Source organism: Autumnicola edwardsiae, from assembly GCF_031846505.1.
GTDB lineage: Bacteria > Bacteroidota > Bacteroidia > Flavobacteriales > Flavobacteriaceae > Autumnicola > Autumnicola edwardsiae.
The window spans coordinates 1-19,300 of the sequence record NZ_JAVRHP010000010.1 but is presented as its reverse complement, the minus strand read 5'-3'; the positions used below and the strand labels follow the sequence as shown (position 1 = coordinate 19,300).

The window sequence follows — 19,300 nt, the reverse complement described above, 5'->3', positions numbered from 1 at the left end:
AATTAACATGGTGTTATAGAAAGCTTCAGAGTATCTTTTTGTGAACCTGAGGGATTATCACGAAATTGAAGAAAAGAAGTTTAATTAAAAGCCAAAAAAAATGATTCAACTTTCAGCAGAAGAGAACGTAGTATACACGATTGCAGAAGAAAAATTAACCGATGAGGATTACAATAAGATCATTCCTTTTCTTCAGGAAAAAATCAGGTCATTTGGGAAAATACGTTGGTACTTTGAGATGCAGGATTTTGAAGGTTGGTCTTTGAGTGCTATGTGGCGGGACGCAAAATTCGATTTTGAGTATAACGAGAATATGGAAAAAATCGCCATGGTGGGAGCTGATGAATGGGAAAAAGGCCTTACCCAATTGATGAAACCCTTTGCCAAAGCCGACGTTAGATTTTTCAAAATTAACGAAAAGCAAACAGCAAAGACCTGGATTAAGGAGTGAAAAATTAAACTCTGTTAAGCAATTCTTATGTGGTAAGATTCTTCAGAAAAAATTAGAAAAAGAATAACATTTGTATGTACAAATATTGTTTAAACATGAACTATATTCGTATTTCAAATACTTCATTTATGGGAAATTTACTTACAGGATTGCACCACGTTACCTCCTTTGCATCCAATCCGCAGAAGAACGTGGATTTTTACGCCGGCATACTTGGACTGCGAATGGTTAAAAAAACAGTGAACTTTGATGCTCCCCATATTTATCACCTCTATTATGGAGATGAACTTGGGCAGCCGGGAACCATCCTCACATTTTTTCCTTATAATGGGATTGGCAAAGGCCGCAAAGGGAATGGACAGGTGACGGTTACCTCCTTCTCTATCCCTGAAAATTCGCTGGAATACTGGATGCGTCGTCTTGACAAATTCAAAATTTCCTATCATAAACCTGTTCAATATTTCAGTAAGGAAACCTCTATATATTTTGAAGATAATGACGGGATGGGAATTGAACTTGTTGCTAATAATAACGATAATCGTCCGGGATTTTCCTACGGACAAATTCCGCAGGAATTTGCAGTAAAGGGATTTTACGGGGTGACGATTGGGCAAAGTAATCCCAAAGCAACATTAGCACTTCTAACTGAAGAAATGGAGCATCAACAAATCCTGGAACAGGAAAACAGGATTCGGCTCACCACTACAGACAAAGCCGGAAGTTATGTGGATGTTGTTACAGATCCCGGTGCGCCAAGAGGTTTGGGAGGTGCGGGAACGGTGCACCACGTTGCTTTTGCCACTCCAAATGACGCTACTCAGCTTGATTTTAGGGAAAAATTACTACAAAACGGAATTTTGGAACCTACTCCTGTACTGGACAGGCAGTATTTCCATTCGATTTATTTTCGGGAGCCGGGCGGAGTATTATTTGAAGTAGCGACCAATGATATTGGCTTTACTATAGACGAAACTGAAGAAAAACTGGGTACAGAATTGAAATTGCCTTCCTGGGAAGAGAAAAATAGAGCCGCGATAGAAAACGGACTCGATCCTATTGAAGTTAATATCGAAAAATTCAGAGACTAATGCACGACTATAATATTACAGAAAAAGGAGCTCTCCTCACAGAAGCTGAGCATTCCATAATTTTGCTGCACGGTCGCGGTGCCAGTGCAGAAGATATTTTGCCGCTGGCAAAAGAATTCAGCATCAAAAATTGCTATTTAGCTGCTCCGCAAGCCACTCATAGCACATGGTATCCCACAAGTTTTATGGCTGAAGAAGAAGCGAATGAACCCTGGTTATCTTCAGCGGTAGATGTTGTAAAACGGCTTATTGACGAAACTGCGGAACATATTCCACTAAATAAAATTTACATTATGGGATTTTCTCAGGGTGCCTGTCTCACGCTGGAAGTTGCTGCAAGATATGCCGCTGAATATGCAGGGATTGCGGCCTTTACAGGTGGACTGATTGGCAATGAGCTGAAAACGGAACGGTACAACGGCAATTTTAACGGAAGTAAGGTTTTTATAGGATCGGGAGATAAAGATCCTCACGTTCCGTTATCCCGAATTAAAGAATCTAAAGAAATCCTGGAGAAAATGGGAGCTGCTGTGCAAATGGAAATTTATCCTGATCGCGCCCATACTATTACGCTGGATGAAATTAACAAAGTAAATCAGCTTCTGTTTTAAAGTGTAGGCCGAAATTTGCCAATTATCGGGCTAAAACTGAGCTGTTTTTAATAATTTTTCTCTTAAGAACCAGACCTGTCAGGTTTTCAAAACCTGACAGGTCTAAAAACAGTAGTACAAAATTGCCATTTTGAGAGGTGCACCAAAAACTGCAAATATCAACCATCAGGAAATCTAACGATATACTTAGATAAAGATTCTAAAGTCTGTCTCCTTCAATCCTGCGAGGTTCTGACAACCTCGTAGGTCTGGATAGACTTCTATTTTTTAAAGTAAAGTTTATCTACAAGGTCAAAAAGGACTTTGCAGGAATTTCTCTTTCTTATAAATTCAATAAACTTTGTATTTGCTTTCAGCTTTGGTAATAAAAAAATGTAACCTAAAATTTGACAATTATTGACCTGCTGTTGTGGAATCAGTTTCGGACCTCATGGGTTTTAAAAACCTATGAGGTCTTTTTAGAAGTGTAGGCCGAAATTTAGCAATTATCGACCTCTTTTGTGAAAATGATCTTTTCAGAAGAAAAATGAGTTCTTTTACAAGAAATTTTTCAAATTAAATGCCAGACCTGTCAGGTTTTAAAACCTGACAGGTCTCTCCAGATAACAGTGTACGCGCCGGAATTTATTATAAACTTTCAGCGATAGTCCGTATCTTTATCTTCTTTAAAACCACACAGAATGAAATTAAAACCACTTAAATTAATCGGAATTTTTGCCTTTGCATCAATCACCACATTGACGCAGGCACAACAAAACGACCAAAACCAAATGGATAATACACTACTGCAGGAATGGGACGGACCTTATGAAGGAGTGCCCTATTTTGATAAAATGGAGGTGGATCTCATAAAACCTGCCATAGAAAAAGGTATGGAAATGCACCTGACTGAAATTGACAAAATTGCCAGCAATCCAGAACCGCCTACTTTCGAAAATACGATTATTCCTATGGAAAAAGCCGGAGAAGCTCTGGATCGTGCTTTTACATATTACGGTATTTACAGTAGCAATGTTTCCAGTCCTGAATTTAGGGAAGTTCAAAAAGAACTTTCCCCTAAAATTTCAGAATACAGTTCAAAAATTTCTCAAAACGAAGCTCTTTTTCAGCGTATAAAAAGCGTATACGAAGAGGCTCAGAAAGATTCCCTGGAAGCTGAGCAGCAAAGGACCATTGAGCTTATCTACAAGGATTTTGAAATGAGCGGTGCAAACCTGAGTAAGGAAGACAAGGAGCGATATGCCGAAATTAATAAGGAACTTTCAAAGCTGTATACTCAATTTTCAAACAATGTACTGGCCGAAGAAGAGAATTACGTAGTTTACCTTGATGGCAATCAAATTAGCGGATTACCGGAATCTTATGTAAAATCCGCAGCTACGGCAGCAGCTGAGCGTGGGCATGAAGGCGAATATGCCGTTACAAACACCCGATCTTCTATGGATCCTTTTTTAACTTATTCTGATGAAAGAGAACTTAGGGAGAAAGTTTGGAGAAATTACTATTCGCGTGGTGATAACCAGGATGAGTTTGATAATAATGAAGTTATTTCCCAAATTCTGAAGCTAAGGGACGAGCGTGTAGAATTAATGGGCTACGACAATTATGCGCAATGGAGATTGCAGAACAGGATGGCTAAGAATCCGCAGAACGCGATGGAACTTATGGAAGCCGTCTGGCCGGCGGCACTTGCAAGAGTTGAAGAAGAAGTAGCAGATATGCAGGCGATTGCAGACAAAGAAGGAAATGATATTACGATCAAGCCCTGGGATTACCGCTATTATGCAGAGAAAGTGCGCCAGCAAAAATATGACCTGGACAGCGAAGAAGTAAAACAGTATCTTGAATTAGGAAGTCTTACCCAGGCGTTGTTTTTCACTGCCGGGGAATTGTTCAATTATAATTTCTCACCTGTAGAAAAAGGTACTGTTCCGGTTTTTCATGAAGATGTGAAAGTTTGGGAAGTGACCGATAAAAATACCGGTAATATTGTAGGTTTATGGTACCTCGATCCTTACGCACGGCAGGGAAAACGTTCCGGAGCGTGGGCTACGACTTATAGAAGTGCTACCGAGTTAAAAGGAGATAAACCGGTATTGTCCTCGAACAATTCCAATTTTATTAAGCCCGCACCGGGAGAACCAGTTTTAGTTTCCTGGGACGATGCTGAAACTTTTTTTCATGAATTCGGGCATGCACTGCATTTTCTTTCTGCAGATGTAAAATATCCAACTTTACAAGGTGGCGTAAGGGATTATACCGAATTTCAATCTCAGTTACTGGAGCGTTGGTTATCTACAGATAAGGTGATCAATCAATTCCTGAAGCATCATGAAACCGGGGAAGTTATTCCGCAGGAACTTGTTGAGAAAATCAAGAAAGCCTCAACATTTAACCAGGGATTTGCTACTACAGAATTCTTGGCTTCTGCACTTATGGACATGAAATATCATACTACAGATCCTGAAAATATCGATCCCAGGGAATTTGAAAAAGAGCAGTTAAAAGAGCTAGGAATGCCGGAGCAAATTGTAATGAGGCACCGTTCTCCACATTTTGGCCACGTATTTTCGGGTGAAGGTTATGCTACGGGTTACTACGGATATTTATGGGCAGACGTTTTAACCTCTGATGCTGCGGAAGCTTTTGCTGAAGCGCCGGGAGGATTTTACGATAAGGAAGTTGCACATAAACTGGTGCGTTTCCTGTTCGCCCCCAGAAATGCCATGGATCCCGCTGAAGCATATAGGAAATTCCGCGGAAGAGATGCCAACATTGATGCTTTGATGAGGGACAGAGGTTTTCCTGTGCCTTCAGATTCTAAGTAAAATTCCGTTAGTTGAGCTGAATTTTAATGTAAAAAATCCCGTTCTGAATATTCAGAACGGGATTTTTTTGTTTCTACTTCATCTGAAAATTCGGAAGAAAAATTATATTTTACTCCCTATACCTACAACGTTTTAAAAACCTTGCAGGATAAACTGGTAATTTCAGAAAGTTAAAAGATTCTAATTTCTGATTATCGGGATTTGGTTTATAAAAAAATTACATTAATTTTTGAACTGAAATATTTCCCAGGCACTTTTAAGCCGATGCTCAAAAATGCTAATTATCGACCTATATGCTGAAGATACACAGCCATTTTAAATTGTATAAACCCTACGGATATTTAAGTCAGTTTATCACGAACGAAAAGCCGAGGAAGAAGAACAAAAAGCTTCTAGGAGAGCTGTTCAATTTTCCCGAAGGCACAATGTCTATAGGACGGCTGGACCAGGACTCTGAAGGTTTGCTTTTACTGACTACAGATGGCAAAGTGAGTGCAGAAGTGACCGGAAAAAAGGTTGAAAAGGAATATTTTGTGCAGGTAGACGGACAAATTACGGAAGAAGCTGTTGTAGCGCTTTGTGAGGGCGTGGAAATTAGCATAAACGGAAAAAAGTACCAGACGCTGCCTTCAAAAGCACAATTATTGACTGAAAAACCTTCATTTCCCGAAAGAGCGAAAAAGATTCGGGACGAGCGGCATGGCCCTACCAGCTGGATATCCATTACGATTACAGAAGGCAAATTCCGGCAGGTAAAAAAGATGACTGCAGCCGTAGGTTTTCCTACATTGAGATTGGTAAGAGTAAGAATCGGCAACGAAAAACTTGAAAAGATGCTACCGGGAGAGGTAGTTGAAAAAGCCAATTTTCGGCTTTAATGACCTACAGCTTTACCATCATAACTCCTGGAATCTGCAGCGCCATAAAGCAATCCGCTTTCAGGATCAATATAAATTCCCATGGCCCTGCCTTGTGTGCTCCTGGTTTTCAGCTCGTGCCCTAATTCCTGATAAATCCTTTTCGTGTCCGGAGAAAATCCCCATTCTTCAAAATAAGTGGTGTCCGGCAGCCATTGATGATGAATTCGTGGAGATTCTATCGCTTTTGCAATGTCTAAACGGTGATCTATTACATTTACAATTACCTGCAAAACGGTATTGATGATGGTCCTGCCGCCCGGGGAACCAATAACTAAGACTGGTTTGCCGTTTTTTGCCACAATTGTTGGGGACATGCTGGAAAGCATTCTTTTTTCCGGAGCTATAAGATTTGGCGCTGTCCCAATTTTCCCTTTGGAATCTGTGTAACCCGGAATAGGATTAAAATCGCCCATTTCGTTGTTCAGCAGAAAACCTGCACCTTCAACTACATGTTTGGAACCGTAGGATTGCTCCAGCGTGTACGTAAGGGAAACGGCATTCCCCTCTTTATCTACTACGGAAATATGCGTGGTTTCCGGACTTTCATATTTTAAATGTGCTTCTGAAAAATTTGCAGAATCACTTACTGAAGCTATATCTAAATTAATCGTTTCCCGAAGTTTCGCAGCATAATCTTTGGAGGTCAATTTATCCAGGGGCATATCAGGATTAAAATCGGGATCACCGAGAAATAACGCCCTGTCTGCAAAGGTACGGCGCATAGCCTCTGTCATTACATGCAAAGAGGCTGCCGAATTTAAGCCCATTGCTTCTATATCGTAAGCTTCGAGAATATTCAGCATTTCTATAACCGCAACCCCGCCAGAGCTTGGCGGCGGCATTCCAATGATTTTGTATCCCCTGTAGTTTCCGGTAACCGGCTTTACTTCCTGTGCTTTATAAACGGCGAGATCTTCCGAAGTAATAATTCCGTCGTTTTCCTTCATATAATCAACAATAAGCTTCGCTGTTTTACCCTGATAAAAACCCGCAGCACCTTTCTTCTGAATTCTTTTGAGTGTTTTTGCCAAATCCAGCTGCTTCAGGGTTTCTCCCGGCTGATAAGCTTCTGTCCTGTTCTTCAGAAAAACTTTTGCAGTAGAAGGATATTTCTCTTTATTATTCAATAGCATTTCAGAAAAAAAGTTCATATCCCGGCTGAACGGAAAACCATCTTCAGCTAAATTTATAGCAGGATTAAGCAAATGTTTCCAGGATAAACTTCCGTATTTCTGGTGGGCCAAAAATAAGCCTGCGACCGTGCCGGGAACTCCTACAGACAAAAGCCCTTCGTGATTGGAGTTATCTTTAATTTTACCATTTTCGTCCAGAAACATGTCCCGGCCCGCCGCCAATGGTGCTTTTTCCCGAAAGTTAATAGCAGTTTGCATTCCCTGATTATCATGATAAACCAGGAATCCGCCGCCGCCAAGATTACCTGCAGAAGGCAAAGTCACTGCCATGGCAAAAGCAGTGGCCACTGCCGCATCTATCGCGTTCCCTCCCTCGTATAAAATCTGATTTCCCGCTTCTGAGGCTAAGTAATGGCTGGTCACTACAATTCCATTTTCTGCAGGAACAGGAATCCTTCCGCCCTGTCCCAAAAGAGGGTTTAGAAAAACTGATAGCGTAAAAATTGTAACGATTGCAAACTTTGTTTTCATATGTAATCATTGAAGCTTAAACCTACAGAAATTGTGAGTAAGAAAAAATAAAAACAATACCGGGAAATAAAAAAAGCCGCAAAAATGCGGCTTTTTGTATCAACTTTTAAATATTATTCTACAGCTTCTAAAGAATCATTTTCCACATTCACAGTATCTATTTCTACTGCTGAAGAATCTGCCATATCCTTATCTTCTCTGAATATTTCTCCAATACTATTAAATGCATCCAGGTTTACGTCTCCTTCTTCCATGCTCTTCAACAATTTCATTAAACTCGCAGGGTTCATATCCTCACCAAGCACGCGTGCAACACCCATACCTTTAGAATTATCGAATCCAAATACAATAAATTCATCGATCGCCTCTTCATCTCCGGTAAAATATACCTCTGCCCCGCGTTCTCCAGATCCATACCTAATCAATAGTTGGTACTCTTCATCTTTAAGAATATTTTCAAGTTCCGCTTTTTCTGTAGTAAATTTTTCGTTCCCATCCTTAATTGGATAAGCGAGAACGTTCACTTTTTTTACAGTTTCCAATGTTGCACGTTGATCTTCACTTAAAGATTCGCTGTTTGCAAACATACTTACAGGCAAATCAATCGCTAAAAATTCTTTATCACTCTGATTTTCTACGTAGTACTCCTGAAGTGTAGGTTCATTATTACAGGAAAGAAGCACTAAAACCGCTGCCAGACAGCATACTGTTTTTAAGATTTTCATGATGAATAGGATTAGGATTTATTATTTACATTTTTCAACTCTTCGGCACCCGGCACTTTTAAGTCAGAAGCCAGTTTGGAAAGTTGGGAAAGGTCAATTTCACCGGTAATTTTTACGATCATAGACATGGCATCCCCCTCGTTCTGCCCTTCCATAAACATAAATAGTTCGCTTACAGAAGTATCGTTTTTCCCAGGCCTGGAATAAAATTTAATTGTTTTTCCGTTCTCGGTGACCCTCATTAGCTGTTCAAGGGAACCTTTCTTCAGGTAAGCCGTTACATCATCATTCATCTGAGATCGTAGTCGCGAATCTTTGGTGGTAAACATTTTTATTTCCTTCAGATTTTCGATTAACCTAAGATATTGCTGAGCTTCGGGATCGCTGTCGCTAAGATCCAGGTCTGCCAGCATTTTAAACATTTTACTGGTCATTACCACGCCGTCTACTCCTTTCATTCCGTCATATTTTTCAAAAGACTGGGCGTTACTAAAGACAGAGCTTAAAGCTATTACTACTAAAAAAATAATTGTTCTCATTTGTGTTATTTTAGATTGATAAATTTGTTTGCGCTGTTAATTTCTTTTAAATGTACAAGTTCTTCTTTGCCATCGTTCATATATCCTGAAACCAGTAAAAGGGTTTGTTTAGCTTGCTTATAGGTTGTTTGCTGTTCTTCTGTCATTCCCATATCTCTGTGCGCTGTACCGGCATGTGGTTTATTTTGATAAATAAAAACTCCCAGTGCAAGCACAATGCTAGCAGCAATTGCCATCCAGGTATAATTTTTCTTTGCTTTTCCCCCAACAGGATTTTTGCCCTGATAGGTTTCTTTTCTCACTCTGGATGTATACCCAAAAATAATACGGTAGGGTTCCAGATGCGAAGGTACTGTGCGCGTCCTAAAGAATTCGCTTAACTGTTTTTCCTCTGCAAGGGAAGTTTTCCCTTCCTCATACTGCTCTATTAATCTTTCAACTTCTCTTAACTCCATAATCATGTTTCTTCTTTAAACCTTCTCTTATTTTTTTTCTTGCCCGGGATAAGGCCACCCGAATTGCTGTAAGCTCCATTCCCACTACTTCAGCAATTTCTTCAAATTCGTACTGTTCCACATCCCTAAGCTGAAATATCACCTGTTGTTGCTCCGGAAGTTCTTTTAAAATTCTCTCTACCCAGGAGAGTTCGTCCTTAACTTCCATTTCCTTCTGAAGTGAAATCGTATCACTCTCGTAATTTTGATGAACAATCCTAAGATTATTGTTATATTTTAACTTTAACTGGTCCAGGCAATAATTTTTAGTTACCGTCATGGCATAAGCCTCTACATTGGCATACTCCTTGATATTTTGTTTGCGACCCCATAGTTTCAGCATAACTTCCTGGGTGGCATCTTCTGCTGCTTCTTTCGAAACCAGCAGCCTTAATGCCAGTCTGTACATTTTATCCCTTGCGGGATTAACTTTACTAAGGAACTCCTGTTGTGTCATTTGGTTTTTGGTCGGTTGTAAGAACCCTTACATCATTACGACGAATAGGAAATACTTTTGTTACAATAAAATTTTGAAATAAAAGGATTGTCCTTACATTTAAAACAGATATAATCTAACAGTAAACATATGAAATTAAATAAATTGTTATTGCTCCTTATTTTTAGTACCACACTTCTTACCTCCTGCTCCGAGGATAACAACGACGAAATAAATCTCGAAAATCTGGAAGTCGAACAATTTATTTATAGAGGGATGAACGATTATTATCTTTACAAAAGCGATGTGCCGGAATTGGCCAATGATTTTTTTGCTAGTGGGGCAGACCGTGATGAGTTCCTTGCAGATTTTGCAACACCCGAAGATCTTTTTAGCGATGGGCTGCTAGCTCCACAGGATCGTTTTAGTTTTATTACCAGCGATTATATAGCTTTGGAAAACAGCTTTAGCGGAATTGCAACAACTACCGGAGTGGATTACCGACTTTATGGTTTTTCCAATACCAATGATTTGTTTGGAGTAGTGAGATATATTATTCCAAACAGTAATGCAGAGGGAGAGAATATTAAGAGAGGGGATCTTTTTACCCGGGTAAATGGAGAAAACCTCACCAGAGATAATTACCGTACGCTACTGGCCAGTGATCAAGTTACATTTACTTTAGCTTCTATGGAAAACAACACTGTTTCTGAAACTTCTGAAACAGTAACCATCGCCAATGAAGTGCTGGTCGAAAACCCTATTCTTATCACGAAAACTCTGGATGTTGAAGGAATGAAAATTGGGTACATCATGTACAACAGTTTTGTAGCAGATTTTGATGATAGATTAAATGCAGCTTTTAGCCAATTAGATGCTGAAGGAGTTACAAAATTAATTCTCGATCTTCGTTATAACGGTGGTGGCCGCGTAAGTTCAGCAACAAGGCTGGCGAGTATGATTACCGGCCAGTTTACAGGAGAAGTATTTGCGAAAGAACAATGGAATGAAGAATATCAGAATTTAATAGAAACCGCCTATCCTGATCGCCTTTACAACAGGTTTACAGAAAATGTAGATGATGGAGAACGTATAAACAGCCTTAACCTTACCGATTTGTACGTGATTACCTCATCTTCTTCGGCCTCAGCAAGTGAATTAATAATTAATGGGCTGGATCCTTATATCGACGTTCAAAAAGTGGGTGATACAACAACCGGAAAATCTCAGGCTTCAGTCACGTTGTACGATAGTCCGGACTTTGATCGTGAAAATGCTAATCCAGATCATACTTATGCTATCCAACCACTGGTCTTGGAATCTGTAAATTCTGAAGATGTTTCTGTACCTTATAATGGCATTATTCCAGATGTGGCTATTGAAGAAATTATATCAAATTTGGGTGTTCTGGGAGAACCTTCAGACCCTCTATTATCGGCAACCCTGGATCTAATTACCGGTAACCGAAGATCTTATCCTGAAAGAAATTACAATTTTAAAGAATTCAGCGAATCTGGTAATAATAAACCAAATTACCAAAGGATGTATATTGATGAGCTGCCTCTTATTTCAGAAAAAAAGCTGAATTAAAAGGGCTATTGGTTTAAAAAAGAGATCGTCCAGGAATTCCAGTCTTCGCCTTTAGCTTCAGTCATTTATAAGCTGAAAGAGTTAAAATAAGCCGAAAATTGCCATTTTTAGGCGGTCTCTTTTATAGTTATTTTTTATTGAAACCAGAAGTAATTAGTCATTAAAATAGAACCCTCCTGGTTCTACCCCAACCTGTATTTGCTGAACAAATTCTCCACCGGTAGTATAAACTTCTATATAACTACCTTCTCCATCATCGGCTATAAAAATCCGCTCATTTTCTACTTCAAAAATATTGATAATTCCCTCTTCAGAATTGCTGTTGTAAGTTAAAACTGGTTCTCCAGGTCCTTCAGTAGTTACCAGAGGCAGCGTATAAACTGAAGCTCCCGCAGTAAAATAAATGGTCCCATCTTCAATATCGATATTAGAAGCCCCGGCATGGATGGCCGAAAAAACAGTTTCTGATCGCACTGTTCCTGTAGTTTTATCTATTTTTTGCAAACCACCTGCAGACATGACGTAAATAGTATTCCCTTCAATTTCAAAGGAATCATAGCCTTGCTTTGCAGTAATCCTCCTTAAAACAGCATTGGAAGCAGGGTCGAAAACACTAATATTACTTCCAGCTCCCGAAATTGAACTCTTTATGTAAAATAATCCAGAGTCTTCAGTAATATATTCGGCATAATCCCCAACAATTATTTTTCTTCTGGTCTGCAGGCTTTCAGTATCTATAATAGCCAGATAATCATCCTCTTTAGTATCAGGATCAGCGAGGTTGGTTACGTAGGCCTTTCCGTTTTTCACAAGGCCGTACATGGGTACAGAAAGACCGCTGTTTATTCTTCCCACCAATTCAAAAGTATACCTGTTTATAACCGTGATCATGCTGGTATCACTGGAAATGATGTATGCATTTTCATCATCAAAAAACATGGACTGCGGAGAAATTCCAATACTGTCTTCTACATTTACGGTCGCAAATATGTCCTGCTCTACTTGCTGTAAATTATCACTTATATAAGTAACTGTTCCTGTAGTATCCCGGCTTTTATTTAACACAAAAAATCCGTTGATATATTCCCCATCGGGTTCTATTTCAGGTACATCTCCATCATCATCATTACTACAGGAATTTAGTAAAAGCAGGCCAAAGAGGCCCAATGACAGTAATTTGGCAATTTTCATAGCAGGTTAAGTTTTTAATAGTAGATAGTTACAAATCAGCCGCCGACTCTGAGGCTCGAATCAGCAGCTGTTTTTAGTCTTTAAATGAACAAAAATCTTACCACAGAATGGCATAGGACACTCATAAAATCTTAAAAATTTTCCTTCTGATCTGTTACACAATAATATAGGTATAAATTTCATCAGTTTTCAGCTAAAAAAAAGCCCCGTGAAATTCACAGGGCTTATCAATTATTACAGGGCGATATTTGCCAATTTTAGTCGTTGAAGTAGAAGCTGTTGGGATTTATTCCTACCGAAAATTCATTCATCAATTCACCTGAAAGTGAATATAATCTAACTGCTCCGGCTGAAGAATAATCCCTGGCATCACCTGTCCAAATAATATCATCCTCAACCTCAAAGGAGTAAAGTGTAGTTACTTCATCTAAATCAAATAAACTCTCCTCAGGAAATTCAGTGGCATCTTCAGCCATCATGTAAACAGACTTACTTGCTGTAAAGTAAATCATATCGTCTTCAATATCTAAATTCTGAGGGCTGGTGATATCTTCAGGAAAATTTATAGTGGAAATTTCTTCATGTGAATTAATATCGAATACCTGTAATTGAGAACCTGAAAGTGCATATAAGTTATCATCTTCAATTTCAAAAGAGCTTAAACCCTGGTTTGTTGTGAAGGTGTAACTTATAGAATTTGAAGATGGATCAAAGACATGTACCGAATTTCCATTGCCAAAAGATGATCCTTGTACATAAATAAGCCCATCTTCTTCCAGAACTTTATCAAGATAGGTACCCGCAACAAGCGTTTGTTCAACTTCCAACGTTTCTAAATCGATAACGGCGATATAATCATCTTCTCCCGTATCAAATCCGGCCAGGTTAGACACATAAGCTTTTCCATTATGAGCTACCCCGTAATATGGAATATTTAAGCCACTATCTACACTTGCTACATATTCAAAAGTATAACGATCTACTACTGTAATCAAATTAGAGCCGTTAGAGATAATGTATGCTAAGTCGCCATCAAAAAATATTGACTGCAGATAGCCGCCTAATCCCATCCCAGGATTCACGCTTTCAAAAATATTATTTTCTACACTTGAAAATTCTTCATCTAAAAATGAAACCGTACCTTGAGATTGGCTACCTTCATTTAAAATAATTACGCCTTCAGAATAGCCCCCTTCAGGTTGTGGCTCTGGTTCATTAAAATCGTCGTCACTGCTACATGAGCTAAAAATTAAAGAACCTGTAAGAGCCGTAAATGCTAAGAATTTGTTGATTTTCATGTTTAGTTTAAGTTTAAAATTTAAAATTTAGATAAAGATTATAGTTGATTCCCGGCATCCACCGGTCTTCCACATTTTGATATTCTGTATTGAACAGGTTATTTATTCTTCCTCCTGCCTCCCATTTGCCTTTCTTATCAAGATCATAACTGACTCCCACATTCGCCAAAACATAACCTGGAAGCTCCCCGCTATAATCGGTCCTGGTATAAACAGAACCATTATAAAGCACCTGCACTACAGGCGTAAACCGGTAATATTTATAACTTACATTCGCGGTGATCTTGTGATATGGCACATAAATTAACTGCCGGTTGGTTTCAGCATTTTTAGAAATGGTATAGGCATAAGTGGCGTTTGCGGTGAGCGTTTGGTTTTCTGTAACCCGGCTGTTCCAGTTCAGGTAAGACTCCAGGCCGTAAATGTTTACTTCATTTTCGTTTATGGGACGCCAAACCCCGCCTTCTCCCGGTAACCAACGTATCATATCATCAACATGGTTATAATAGGCAATAAGTCCGCTTTCGAAATTTTTAAAATTGAAAACGTTTCCAATTTCCGCCTGTAACGAAGTTTCAGGATTTAAATTGGGATTCCCGGCAGAAGACCAGTATAAATCGTTGTATGTGGGAATTCTAAAGTTTTTGGAACCATTAAACTTTAGTGTGTAAAAACTATTAACCTGATAAGCTGCGCCAAGGGAATACAACAGCGGACTCTCATAATTATTGGTGATCTCTTTTCTTAGTCCCGCTTCATATTGAAATGCTGAAGTTACATAATGCTTTCCAAGGACTGCTGCAGAAAAAATATTTCTGTCGTTATTACCCAGGCTACTGCCTTCCCCGTTGGTGTGAGTATTCTGGATTACTGCATTTAAAAGCACATTTTCGCCTGCTTTATAGTTCAAATCATATTTGGCAATAAAACTTTGTGCTTTTCCGTAGGAATAATTATCCGTTTCAATATTTCCAAAATACCGGTAATTTTCACTTATAAAAGCCAGTCTTGCAATTTGTTTAAAATCTGAAAAGTTAGTGCTCCATTCCAGTAAATTCCTGTTATTAAGATCAAGGTATTTTGTACGATTTTCCGAAGGACGAATCAGCGAGAAATGTCGTTCCCCATCATAAATTTCACTAATAAATTTTAAAGTATTATTGGAACTAAATCGGTAACCTAAAGCAACATTTGCAGCATTATTGAAATATTCTCCATTTAAATTTTTGCCGCGGTCATTGGGATAATCATAATCGTTATCACTGCTGTTCCTTGAAATTGCCAAATTCAAACTCCAATTATTTTTCGATAATTCGAGATTATAACGCGCATCAACAGTATTAAAACTGCCATAGCGCAAAAGAAGATGTTGTTGCTGCTTGTTTTTGAATGATAAATAATTGTTTAGATGAATGCTCCCGCCAATCGCGCCGGTACCATAAACCACACTTCCCCCACCTCCGCGAACCGAAATCTGATCGTAAGCGGCGGTGTTTACCGTATTGAAATCCAGCTGACCATTAAACTGAGAATTAATATTGATCCCATTCCAGATCACCGCTGTTTGCGAGGCGGTTGTACCACGAAAAGATGGTGATGATACCATTCCGCGCCCATTTTCTTTAAAATAGATATTGGAGTTAAAACTTAAAGCCTCCGTTAATAGCGGTTCATTTTTAGAAAGTAATGAATCTGAAAGTGCATTGATATGTTGACCGGTAGAAAACTTATAAAGCTTAACATCGCTAAGCAAAACCTCGTCCAGCTGAGTTATGGAATCTCTTTGTGCACACGCTGGTATCGTGCACCACAAAACAAGAAATAGAATAAAGAATTTTAAATTTTTCATCTGCCTCTGACTCTTATCCCGAAAGTCTCGATTTTAAAGTTGAATTTTGGCAGGTCTCCTGGCTTGCGTCTTGTTGTTTACCTTCCCATTCCAAAAGAACAGTGGTATTTTGAAGTAGTAACAACAAGCATCCCTTATCGGGACTTAGCTCACAGTTGCGGGAACAGCTCAGGCTTAAATGAAGTTAGAGATTAGAAGTATGAAATACGAAGTAAAAATTTACTTCTAATTTCCAATTTCTTAATTCTAACTTCTTCCTGATTCCCTTTTAATCGATGCTGAAAACAACAGCATCAAACCAAAAAATTTCACTGCGAAAATAAACATTTAGATTTGTTGACCGCATAAATTTTTAATAATCTTACTTTTGAAAATCTAAAATGTTTCTTTTGAAAAAAATACACTTTCTTTTAATCCTCCTGATTTTTACCGCCTGTAAAAATTCTGAAGAGCAGTCAGAAAAAAGGCAATTATCACAAGGTAAGCAAGTTGAGATTTCTCATGCCACGGGTTTTGAGATTGAAACGTTCGGGAGTTATTCAATAATTGAAGTAAAAAGTCCCTGGCCGAACGCTGAAGAAAGTTTCAAATACTTATTAGCTGAAGAAGATGCAACTATTCCTGAAGGAGTTAAATACGACCAAAAAGTAGAAATTCCGGTAGAGAACGTAGTGGTTACCTCTACCACCCATATTCCCGCACTGGAAGCTCTGGAGGAAGAAAAAACCCTTAAAGGTTTTCCAGGACTGGATTTTATTTCTTCAGTGAGGATGCGTGAACTTATTAATGACGGAGCGTTAAAAGAGCTGGGTAAAAACGAAAATTTAAATACCGAAATCTTAATAGATCTTGAGCCCGATGTCGTAATAGGTTTTAGTATAGACGCAAATAACAAGGCCTTTGAAACCATTCAAAAAACCGGAATACCCGTAGTTTACAATGGCGACTGGACAGAAGAAACTCCTTTAGGTAAAGCAGAATGGATTAAGTTCTTTGGTGCTTTTTACAATAAGAATGAAGAATCAAAAATTATTTTTGAGCAAATTGCTGCAGGTTATGCTGAAGCTAAAGAACTAGCAAAAACTGCAGAAAAGCAACCAAAAGTAATTGCCGGCTCGATGTATAAGGATCAGTGGTACATGCCTTACGGAAATTCGTGGCAGGCAACATTTATAGAAGATGCCAATGCACAATATGCCTATGCTGAAAGTGACGGTAATGGCAGCATGTCTTTATCTTTTGAAAGCGTTCTTGCAGACCATCAGGACGCAGATTTTTGGATTAGTGCCGGACAGTTTACTTCTTACGAACAGCTTTTTTCTACTTCAAAACATTACCGCCAGTTTAAAGCGGTACAGGATAAGAACGTTTACAGCGTAAGTTTGGTTAAAGGAGAAACCGGCGGAGTGGTTTACTTTGAACTTGGTCCACAACGGCCCGACCTTGTTCTTAAAGATATGATCTCTATTTTTCATCCCGATTTGCTTCCTGATTACCAACGCACTTTTTATAAAGCTTTAGAAGAATAGCATTTTTAGAACCAGATTAAAATTTGAATTTAGTTGAATTATTCCAAAAATTATTTCCTACTACTTTTCCTCCTTTTTTTTGGAGTAATTTTTCTTATATTACTTAATATCGGACTGGGTTCTGTAACTATTCCGCTAAAAGATATTTTCGCTTCTATTTTTAATGCTGAAGTTTCGCGCGAAACCTATAGTTACATTGTGTTGGAATATCGGCTACCTAAAGCTATAACCGCAGTAATAACGGGTTCTGGCCTTGCTATTAGTGGTTTACTCATGCAAACGCTTTTCAGGAATCCGCTGGCAGGACCTTATGTCTTGGGACTTAGCAGTGGCGCCAGCCTGGGAGTCGCAATAGTAATTATGGGAGCATCCATATTTGGCGGAGCGTTTACAGGTCTTTTTCTCTCAAAATGGAGTCTGGTGATCGCCTCCAGCCTTGGAAGCCTTTTGGTGTTGATCGCGGTAATGTTAGCTTCAGTAAAACTTCGGGATACGATGGCAATATTAATTATCGGACTAATGTTTGCCAGTCTTACAGCAGCAGTGGTAAGCGTACTTTCCTATTTTAGTCCCGCAGCACAATTACAACAATATGTCTTTTGGTCCTTTGGCAGTTTAGGAAATCTTTCCTGGGGAGAGGTCTCTATTTTGGCAATTTTCTGGTTTGTGGGAATAATTATCGCTATTTCATGTATAAAAAACCTCAATACACTGCTCCTGGGAGAACAATATGCCAGAACCCTGGGAATGAGTATCCAGAAGAACAGGTTTAAAATTATCCTGGCCACCAGTCTCCTTGCAGGAAGTATTACGGCCTTTGTTGGGCCTATTGCTTTTGTGGGACTGGCGGTACCACACCTTATCAGGCAAATTATACCGGTAAACAATCACAGTATTTTGCTGCCTGCGGTAATATTGGGAGGCGCTGCCCTAATGCTTATATGTGATATTGCAGCACAATTGCCGGGTAATGAGTTTACATTACCAATTAACGCCATCACTTCCTTAATTGGGGCCCCTGTGGTCATCTGGTTGCTGGTAAGAAAAAGAAGGTTTCTATTTTGAAAGAAAAACACTCCCATAGCATTTTAAAAACCGAAGCTTTAGACATTGGATACAAAAAGAAGGCTTTTGTAAATAAAATTGCTTCAAATATTAATATTGAAGTAAATGAAGGGGAACTGGTAGCTGTTATTGGAGTTAACGGGGTTGGAAAATCCACCTTCTTACGTACTCTCAGCGGAATTCAGCAGCCACTTTCCGGAAAGGTGCTTGTAAATAATACCGAAATTGGTAAAATTGAAGCCCTCGCCATGGCGTCCCTGATTAGCCTTGTTTTTACAGAACAACCTGTTTCTAAAAACTTAAGTGTTTTTGAACTCGTAGCGCTGGGAAGGCAGCCGTACACAAACTGGATTGGAAGACTTGACAAGAACGATTTAAGGCAAATTGTGAAAGCACTTAAACTCGTAAATATTGAATCCATTCAGGAAAAAAAATGTTATGAACTTAGTGACGGCCAGATGCAAAAGGTGCTTATAGCCAGGGCCCTTGCGCAAAATACACCGTTAGTTATTCTGGATGAGCCTACCACACATCTGGATCTTTACCACAAAGCCTATGTTTTTAAATTACTGAAGGATCTTACCAGGAAAACCAAAAAAGCTATTGTATTTGCTTCTCACGAGATTAACCTCGCAATCCAGCTTTGCGATAAAATTATTTTGATGCAGAAGGACAAAATTCAGATGGGAACCCCCATAGAGTTGTTAAACTCCGGCGTGTTTTCTAATGTTTTTCCTTCAGATGTTATTTTTTTTGATGATGACACTTCTTCTTTTAAGATTAAAACCTGAAGACAATTTAAACAGGTCGTATTTATCTGGACAAAACATTTAATTATCTTTGGAAAGAAATAGCTTTCCCTGGATGAACGAATATCTTCTTTTCTTTTTAATTTTTATTACCGCTCTGGTTTTGGGTATTTTCATCGGAAACCTTTTTACGCGCTTGAAGAACAGAACCGAAAAAACCCTGCTTCAGGAGAAAATAAATCAACTTTTACTACAGGTAGAAGAGTTCAAAAA

17 protein-coding genes, 1 pseudogene and 1 riboswitch are annotated in these 19,300 nt (G+C 38.9%); of the genes and pseudogenes, 10 read left to right on the top strand and 8 right to left on the bottom strand.

Features of this window, described 5'->3' with window-relative positions; translation table 11 throughout:
• Window positions 1-100: 100 nt before the first annotated feature.
• The 5 genes from RM529_RS03415 to RM529_RS03395 all read left to right on the top strand — a co-directional run bounded on the left by RM529_RS03415 (window position 101) and on the right by RM529_RS03395 (window position 5,856).
• On the top strand, window positions 101-451 hold the full coding sequence (locus RM529_RS03415) for a SpoIIAA family protein (protein ID WP_311483351.1): 351 nt from the start codon (window positions 101-103) through the stop codon (window positions 449-451).
• 128 nt (window positions 452-579) lie between these two features.
• Window positions 580-1,539 carry a ring-cleaving dioxygenase gene (locus tag RM529_RS03410; protein ID WP_311483350.1) on the top strand — a complete coding sequence of 320 codons (960 nt, stop codon included), beginning with the start codon at window positions 580-582 and terminating at the stop codon, window positions 1,537-1,539.
• Window positions 1,539-2,150 carry an alpha/beta hydrolase gene (locus RM529_RS03405; protein ID WP_311483349.1) on the top strand — a complete coding sequence of 204 codons (612 nt, stop codon included), beginning with the start codon at window positions 1,539-1,541 and terminating at the stop codon, window positions 2,148-2,150. The genes RM529_RS03410 and RM529_RS03405 overlap by 1 nt, the downstream gene beginning before the upstream one ends.
• A gap of 680 nt (window positions 2,151-2,830) precedes the next feature.
• The gene (locus RM529_RS03400; RefSeq protein ID WP_311483348.1) at window positions 2,831-4,978 is read left to right on the top strand and encodes a M3 family metallopeptidase; all 2,148 of its coding nucleotides are present in this window, start codon (window positions 2,831-2,833) and stop codon (window positions 4,976-4,978) included.
• Between the two features lie 302 nt (window positions 4,979-5,280).
• The gene (locus RM529_RS03395) at window positions 5,281-5,856 is read left to right on the top strand and encodes a pseudouridine synthase (RefSeq protein ID WP_311483382.1); all 576 of its coding nucleotides are present in this window, start codon (window positions 5,281-5,283) and stop codon (window positions 5,854-5,856) included.
• Here RM529_RS03395 and ggt read toward each other — a convergent pair.
• The 5 genes from ggt to RM529_RS03370 form a co-directional block, all read right to left on the bottom strand.
• Window positions 5,853-7,562, bottom strand: a complete 1,710-nt coding sequence (ggt, locus tag RM529_RS03390; protein WP_311483347.1) for a gamma-glutamyltransferase — start codon at window positions 7,560-7,562, stop codon at window positions 5,853-5,855. The two genes, RM529_RS03395 and ggt, sit on opposite strands and share 4 nt — an antisense overlap.
• 113 nt (window positions 7,563-7,675) lie before the next feature.
• Window positions 7,676-8,287 (bottom strand): GFO_1091 family lipoprotein, encoded by a 612-nt coding sequence (locus RM529_RS03385; protein WP_311483346.1) that lies wholly within the window; start codon window positions 8,285-8,287, stop codon window positions 7,676-7,678.
• Between the two features lie 11 nt (window positions 8,288-8,298).
• Entirely contained in the window at window positions 8,299-8,826 is a 528-nt protein-coding gene (locus RM529_RS03380; protein WP_311483345.1) for a DUF4252 domain-containing protein, read from the bottom strand.
• Between the two features lie 5 nt (window positions 8,827-8,831).
• Window positions 8,832-9,281 (bottom strand): PG0215 family putative anti-sigma factor, encoded by a 450-nt coding sequence (locus RM529_RS03375; protein ID WP_311483344.1) that lies wholly within the window; start codon window positions 9,279-9,281, stop codon window positions 8,832-8,834.
• Window positions 9,262-9,777: an RNA polymerase sigma factor gene (locus RM529_RS03370; protein ID WP_311483343.1), complete on the bottom strand. Its 516-nt coding sequence runs from the start codon at window positions 9,775-9,777 to the stop codon at window positions 9,262-9,264. The genes RM529_RS03375 and RM529_RS03370 overlap by 20 nt, the downstream gene beginning before the upstream one ends.
• 129 nt (window positions 9,778-9,906) lie before the next feature.
• On the opposite strand from RM529_RS03370, the gene RM529_RS03365 reads away from it, so the two are divergent.
• Window positions 9,907-11,346, top strand: a complete 1,440-nt coding sequence (locus tag RM529_RS03365; protein WP_311483342.1) for a GFO_1087 family putative carboxy terminal peptidase — start codon at window positions 9,907-9,909, stop codon at window positions 11,344-11,346.
• A gap of 153 nt (window positions 11,347-11,499) precedes the next feature.
• Here RM529_RS03365 and RM529_RS03360 read toward each other — a convergent pair whose 3' ends face one another.
• The 3 genes from RM529_RS03360 to RM529_RS03350 all read right to left on the bottom strand — a co-directional run bounded on the left by RM529_RS03360 (window position 11,500) and on the right by RM529_RS03350 (window position 15,684).
• Window positions 11,500-12,537, bottom strand: coding sequence for a YncE family protein (locus RM529_RS03360; protein ID WP_311483341.1), 1,038 nt, complete (start codon window positions 12,535-12,537; stop codon window positions 11,500-11,502).
• A 257-nt stretch (window positions 12,538-12,794) separates the two neighbouring features.
• Window positions 12,795-13,835, bottom strand: coding sequence for a YncE family protein (locus RM529_RS03355; protein WP_311483340.1), 1,041 nt, complete (start codon window positions 13,833-13,835; stop codon window positions 12,795-12,797).
• 13 nt (window positions 13,836-13,848) lie between these two features.
• Window positions 13,849-15,684, bottom strand: a complete 1,836-nt coding sequence (locus RM529_RS03350) for a TonB-dependent receptor plug domain-containing protein (protein WP_311483339.1) — start codon at window positions 15,682-15,684, stop codon at window positions 13,849-13,851.
• 31 nt (window positions 15,685-15,715) lie between these two features.
• Window positions 15,716-16,002: riboswitch (cobalamin riboswitch) on the bottom strand.
• A 71-nt stretch (window positions 16,003-16,073) separates the two neighbouring features.
• Here RM529_RS03350 and RM529_RS03345 point away from each other — a divergent pair.
• From RM529_RS03345 to RM529_RS03330, 4 genes and pseudogenes are all read left to right on the top strand, one after another.
• Window positions 16,074-17,213, top strand: coding sequence for an ABC transporter substrate-binding protein (locus RM529_RS03345; RefSeq protein ID WP_311483338.1), 1,140 nt, complete (start codon window positions 16,074-16,076; stop codon window positions 17,211-17,213).
• A gap of 33 nt (window positions 17,214-17,246) precedes the next feature.
• Window positions 17,247-18,278, top strand: a complete 1,032-nt coding sequence (locus RM529_RS03340; RefSeq protein WP_432264525.1) for an iron chelate uptake ABC transporter family permease subunit — start codon at window positions 17,247-17,249, stop codon at window positions 18,276-18,278.
• Window positions 18,275-19,069: an ABC transporter ATP-binding protein gene (locus RM529_RS03335; protein ID WP_311483337.1), complete on the top strand. Its 795-nt coding sequence runs from the start codon at window positions 18,275-18,277 to the stop codon at window positions 19,067-19,069. The genes RM529_RS03340 and RM529_RS03335 overlap by 4 nt, the downstream gene beginning before the upstream one ends.
• Window positions 19,070-19,118: 49 nt before the next feature.
• Window positions 19,119-19,300, top strand: a pseudogene (locus tag RM529_RS03330) (hypothetical protein); the annotation flags it as partial.

Coding starts and splice junctions, on each gene's coding strand:
- RM529_RS03415 (WP_311483351.1), top strand. CDS start 101: ATGATTCAACTTTCAGCAGAAGAGAACGTAGTATACACGATTGCAGAA.
- RM529_RS03410 (WP_311483350.1), top strand. CDS start 580: ATGGGAAATTTACTTACAGGATTGCACCACGTTACCTCCTTTGCATCC.
- RM529_RS03405 (WP_311483349.1), top strand. CDS start 1,539: ATGCACGACTATAATATTACAGAAAAAGGAGCTCTCCTCACAGAAGCT.
- RM529_RS03400 (WP_311483348.1), top strand. CDS start 2,831: ATGAAATTAAAACCACTTAAATTAATCGGAATTTTTGCCTTTGCATCA.
- ggt (WP_311483347.1), bottom strand. CDS start 7,562: ATGAAAACAAAGTTTGCAATCGTTACAATTTTTACGCTATCAGTTTTT.
- RM529_RS03385 (WP_311483346.1), bottom strand. CDS start 8,287: ATGAAAATCTTAAAAACAGTATGCTGTCTGGCAGCGGTTTTAGTGCTT.
- RM529_RS03380 (WP_311483345.1), bottom strand. CDS start 8,826: ATGAGAACAATTATTTTTTTAGTAGTAATAGCTTTAAGCTCTGTCTTT.
- RM529_RS03375 (WP_311483344.1), bottom strand. CDS start 9,281: ATGGAGTTAAGAGAAGTTGAAAGATTAATAGAGCAGTATGAGGAAGGG.
- RM529_RS03370 (WP_311483343.1), bottom strand. CDS start 9,777: ATGACACAACAGGAGTTCCTTAGTAAAGTTAATCCCGCAAGGGATAAA.
- RM529_RS03365 (WP_311483342.1), top strand. CDS start 9,907: ATGAAATTAAATAAATTGTTATTGCTCCTTATTTTTAGTACCACACTT.
- RM529_RS03360 (WP_311483341.1), bottom strand. CDS start 12,537: ATGAAAATTGCCAAATTACTGTCATTGGGCCTCTTTGGCCTGCTTTTA.
- RM529_RS03355 (WP_311483340.1), bottom strand. CDS start 13,835: ATGAAAATCAACAAATTCTTAGCATTTACGGCTCTTACAGGTTCTTTA.
- RM529_RS03350 (WP_311483339.1), bottom strand. CDS start 15,684: ATGAAAAATTTAAAATTCTTTATTCTATTTCTTGTTTTGTGGTGCACG.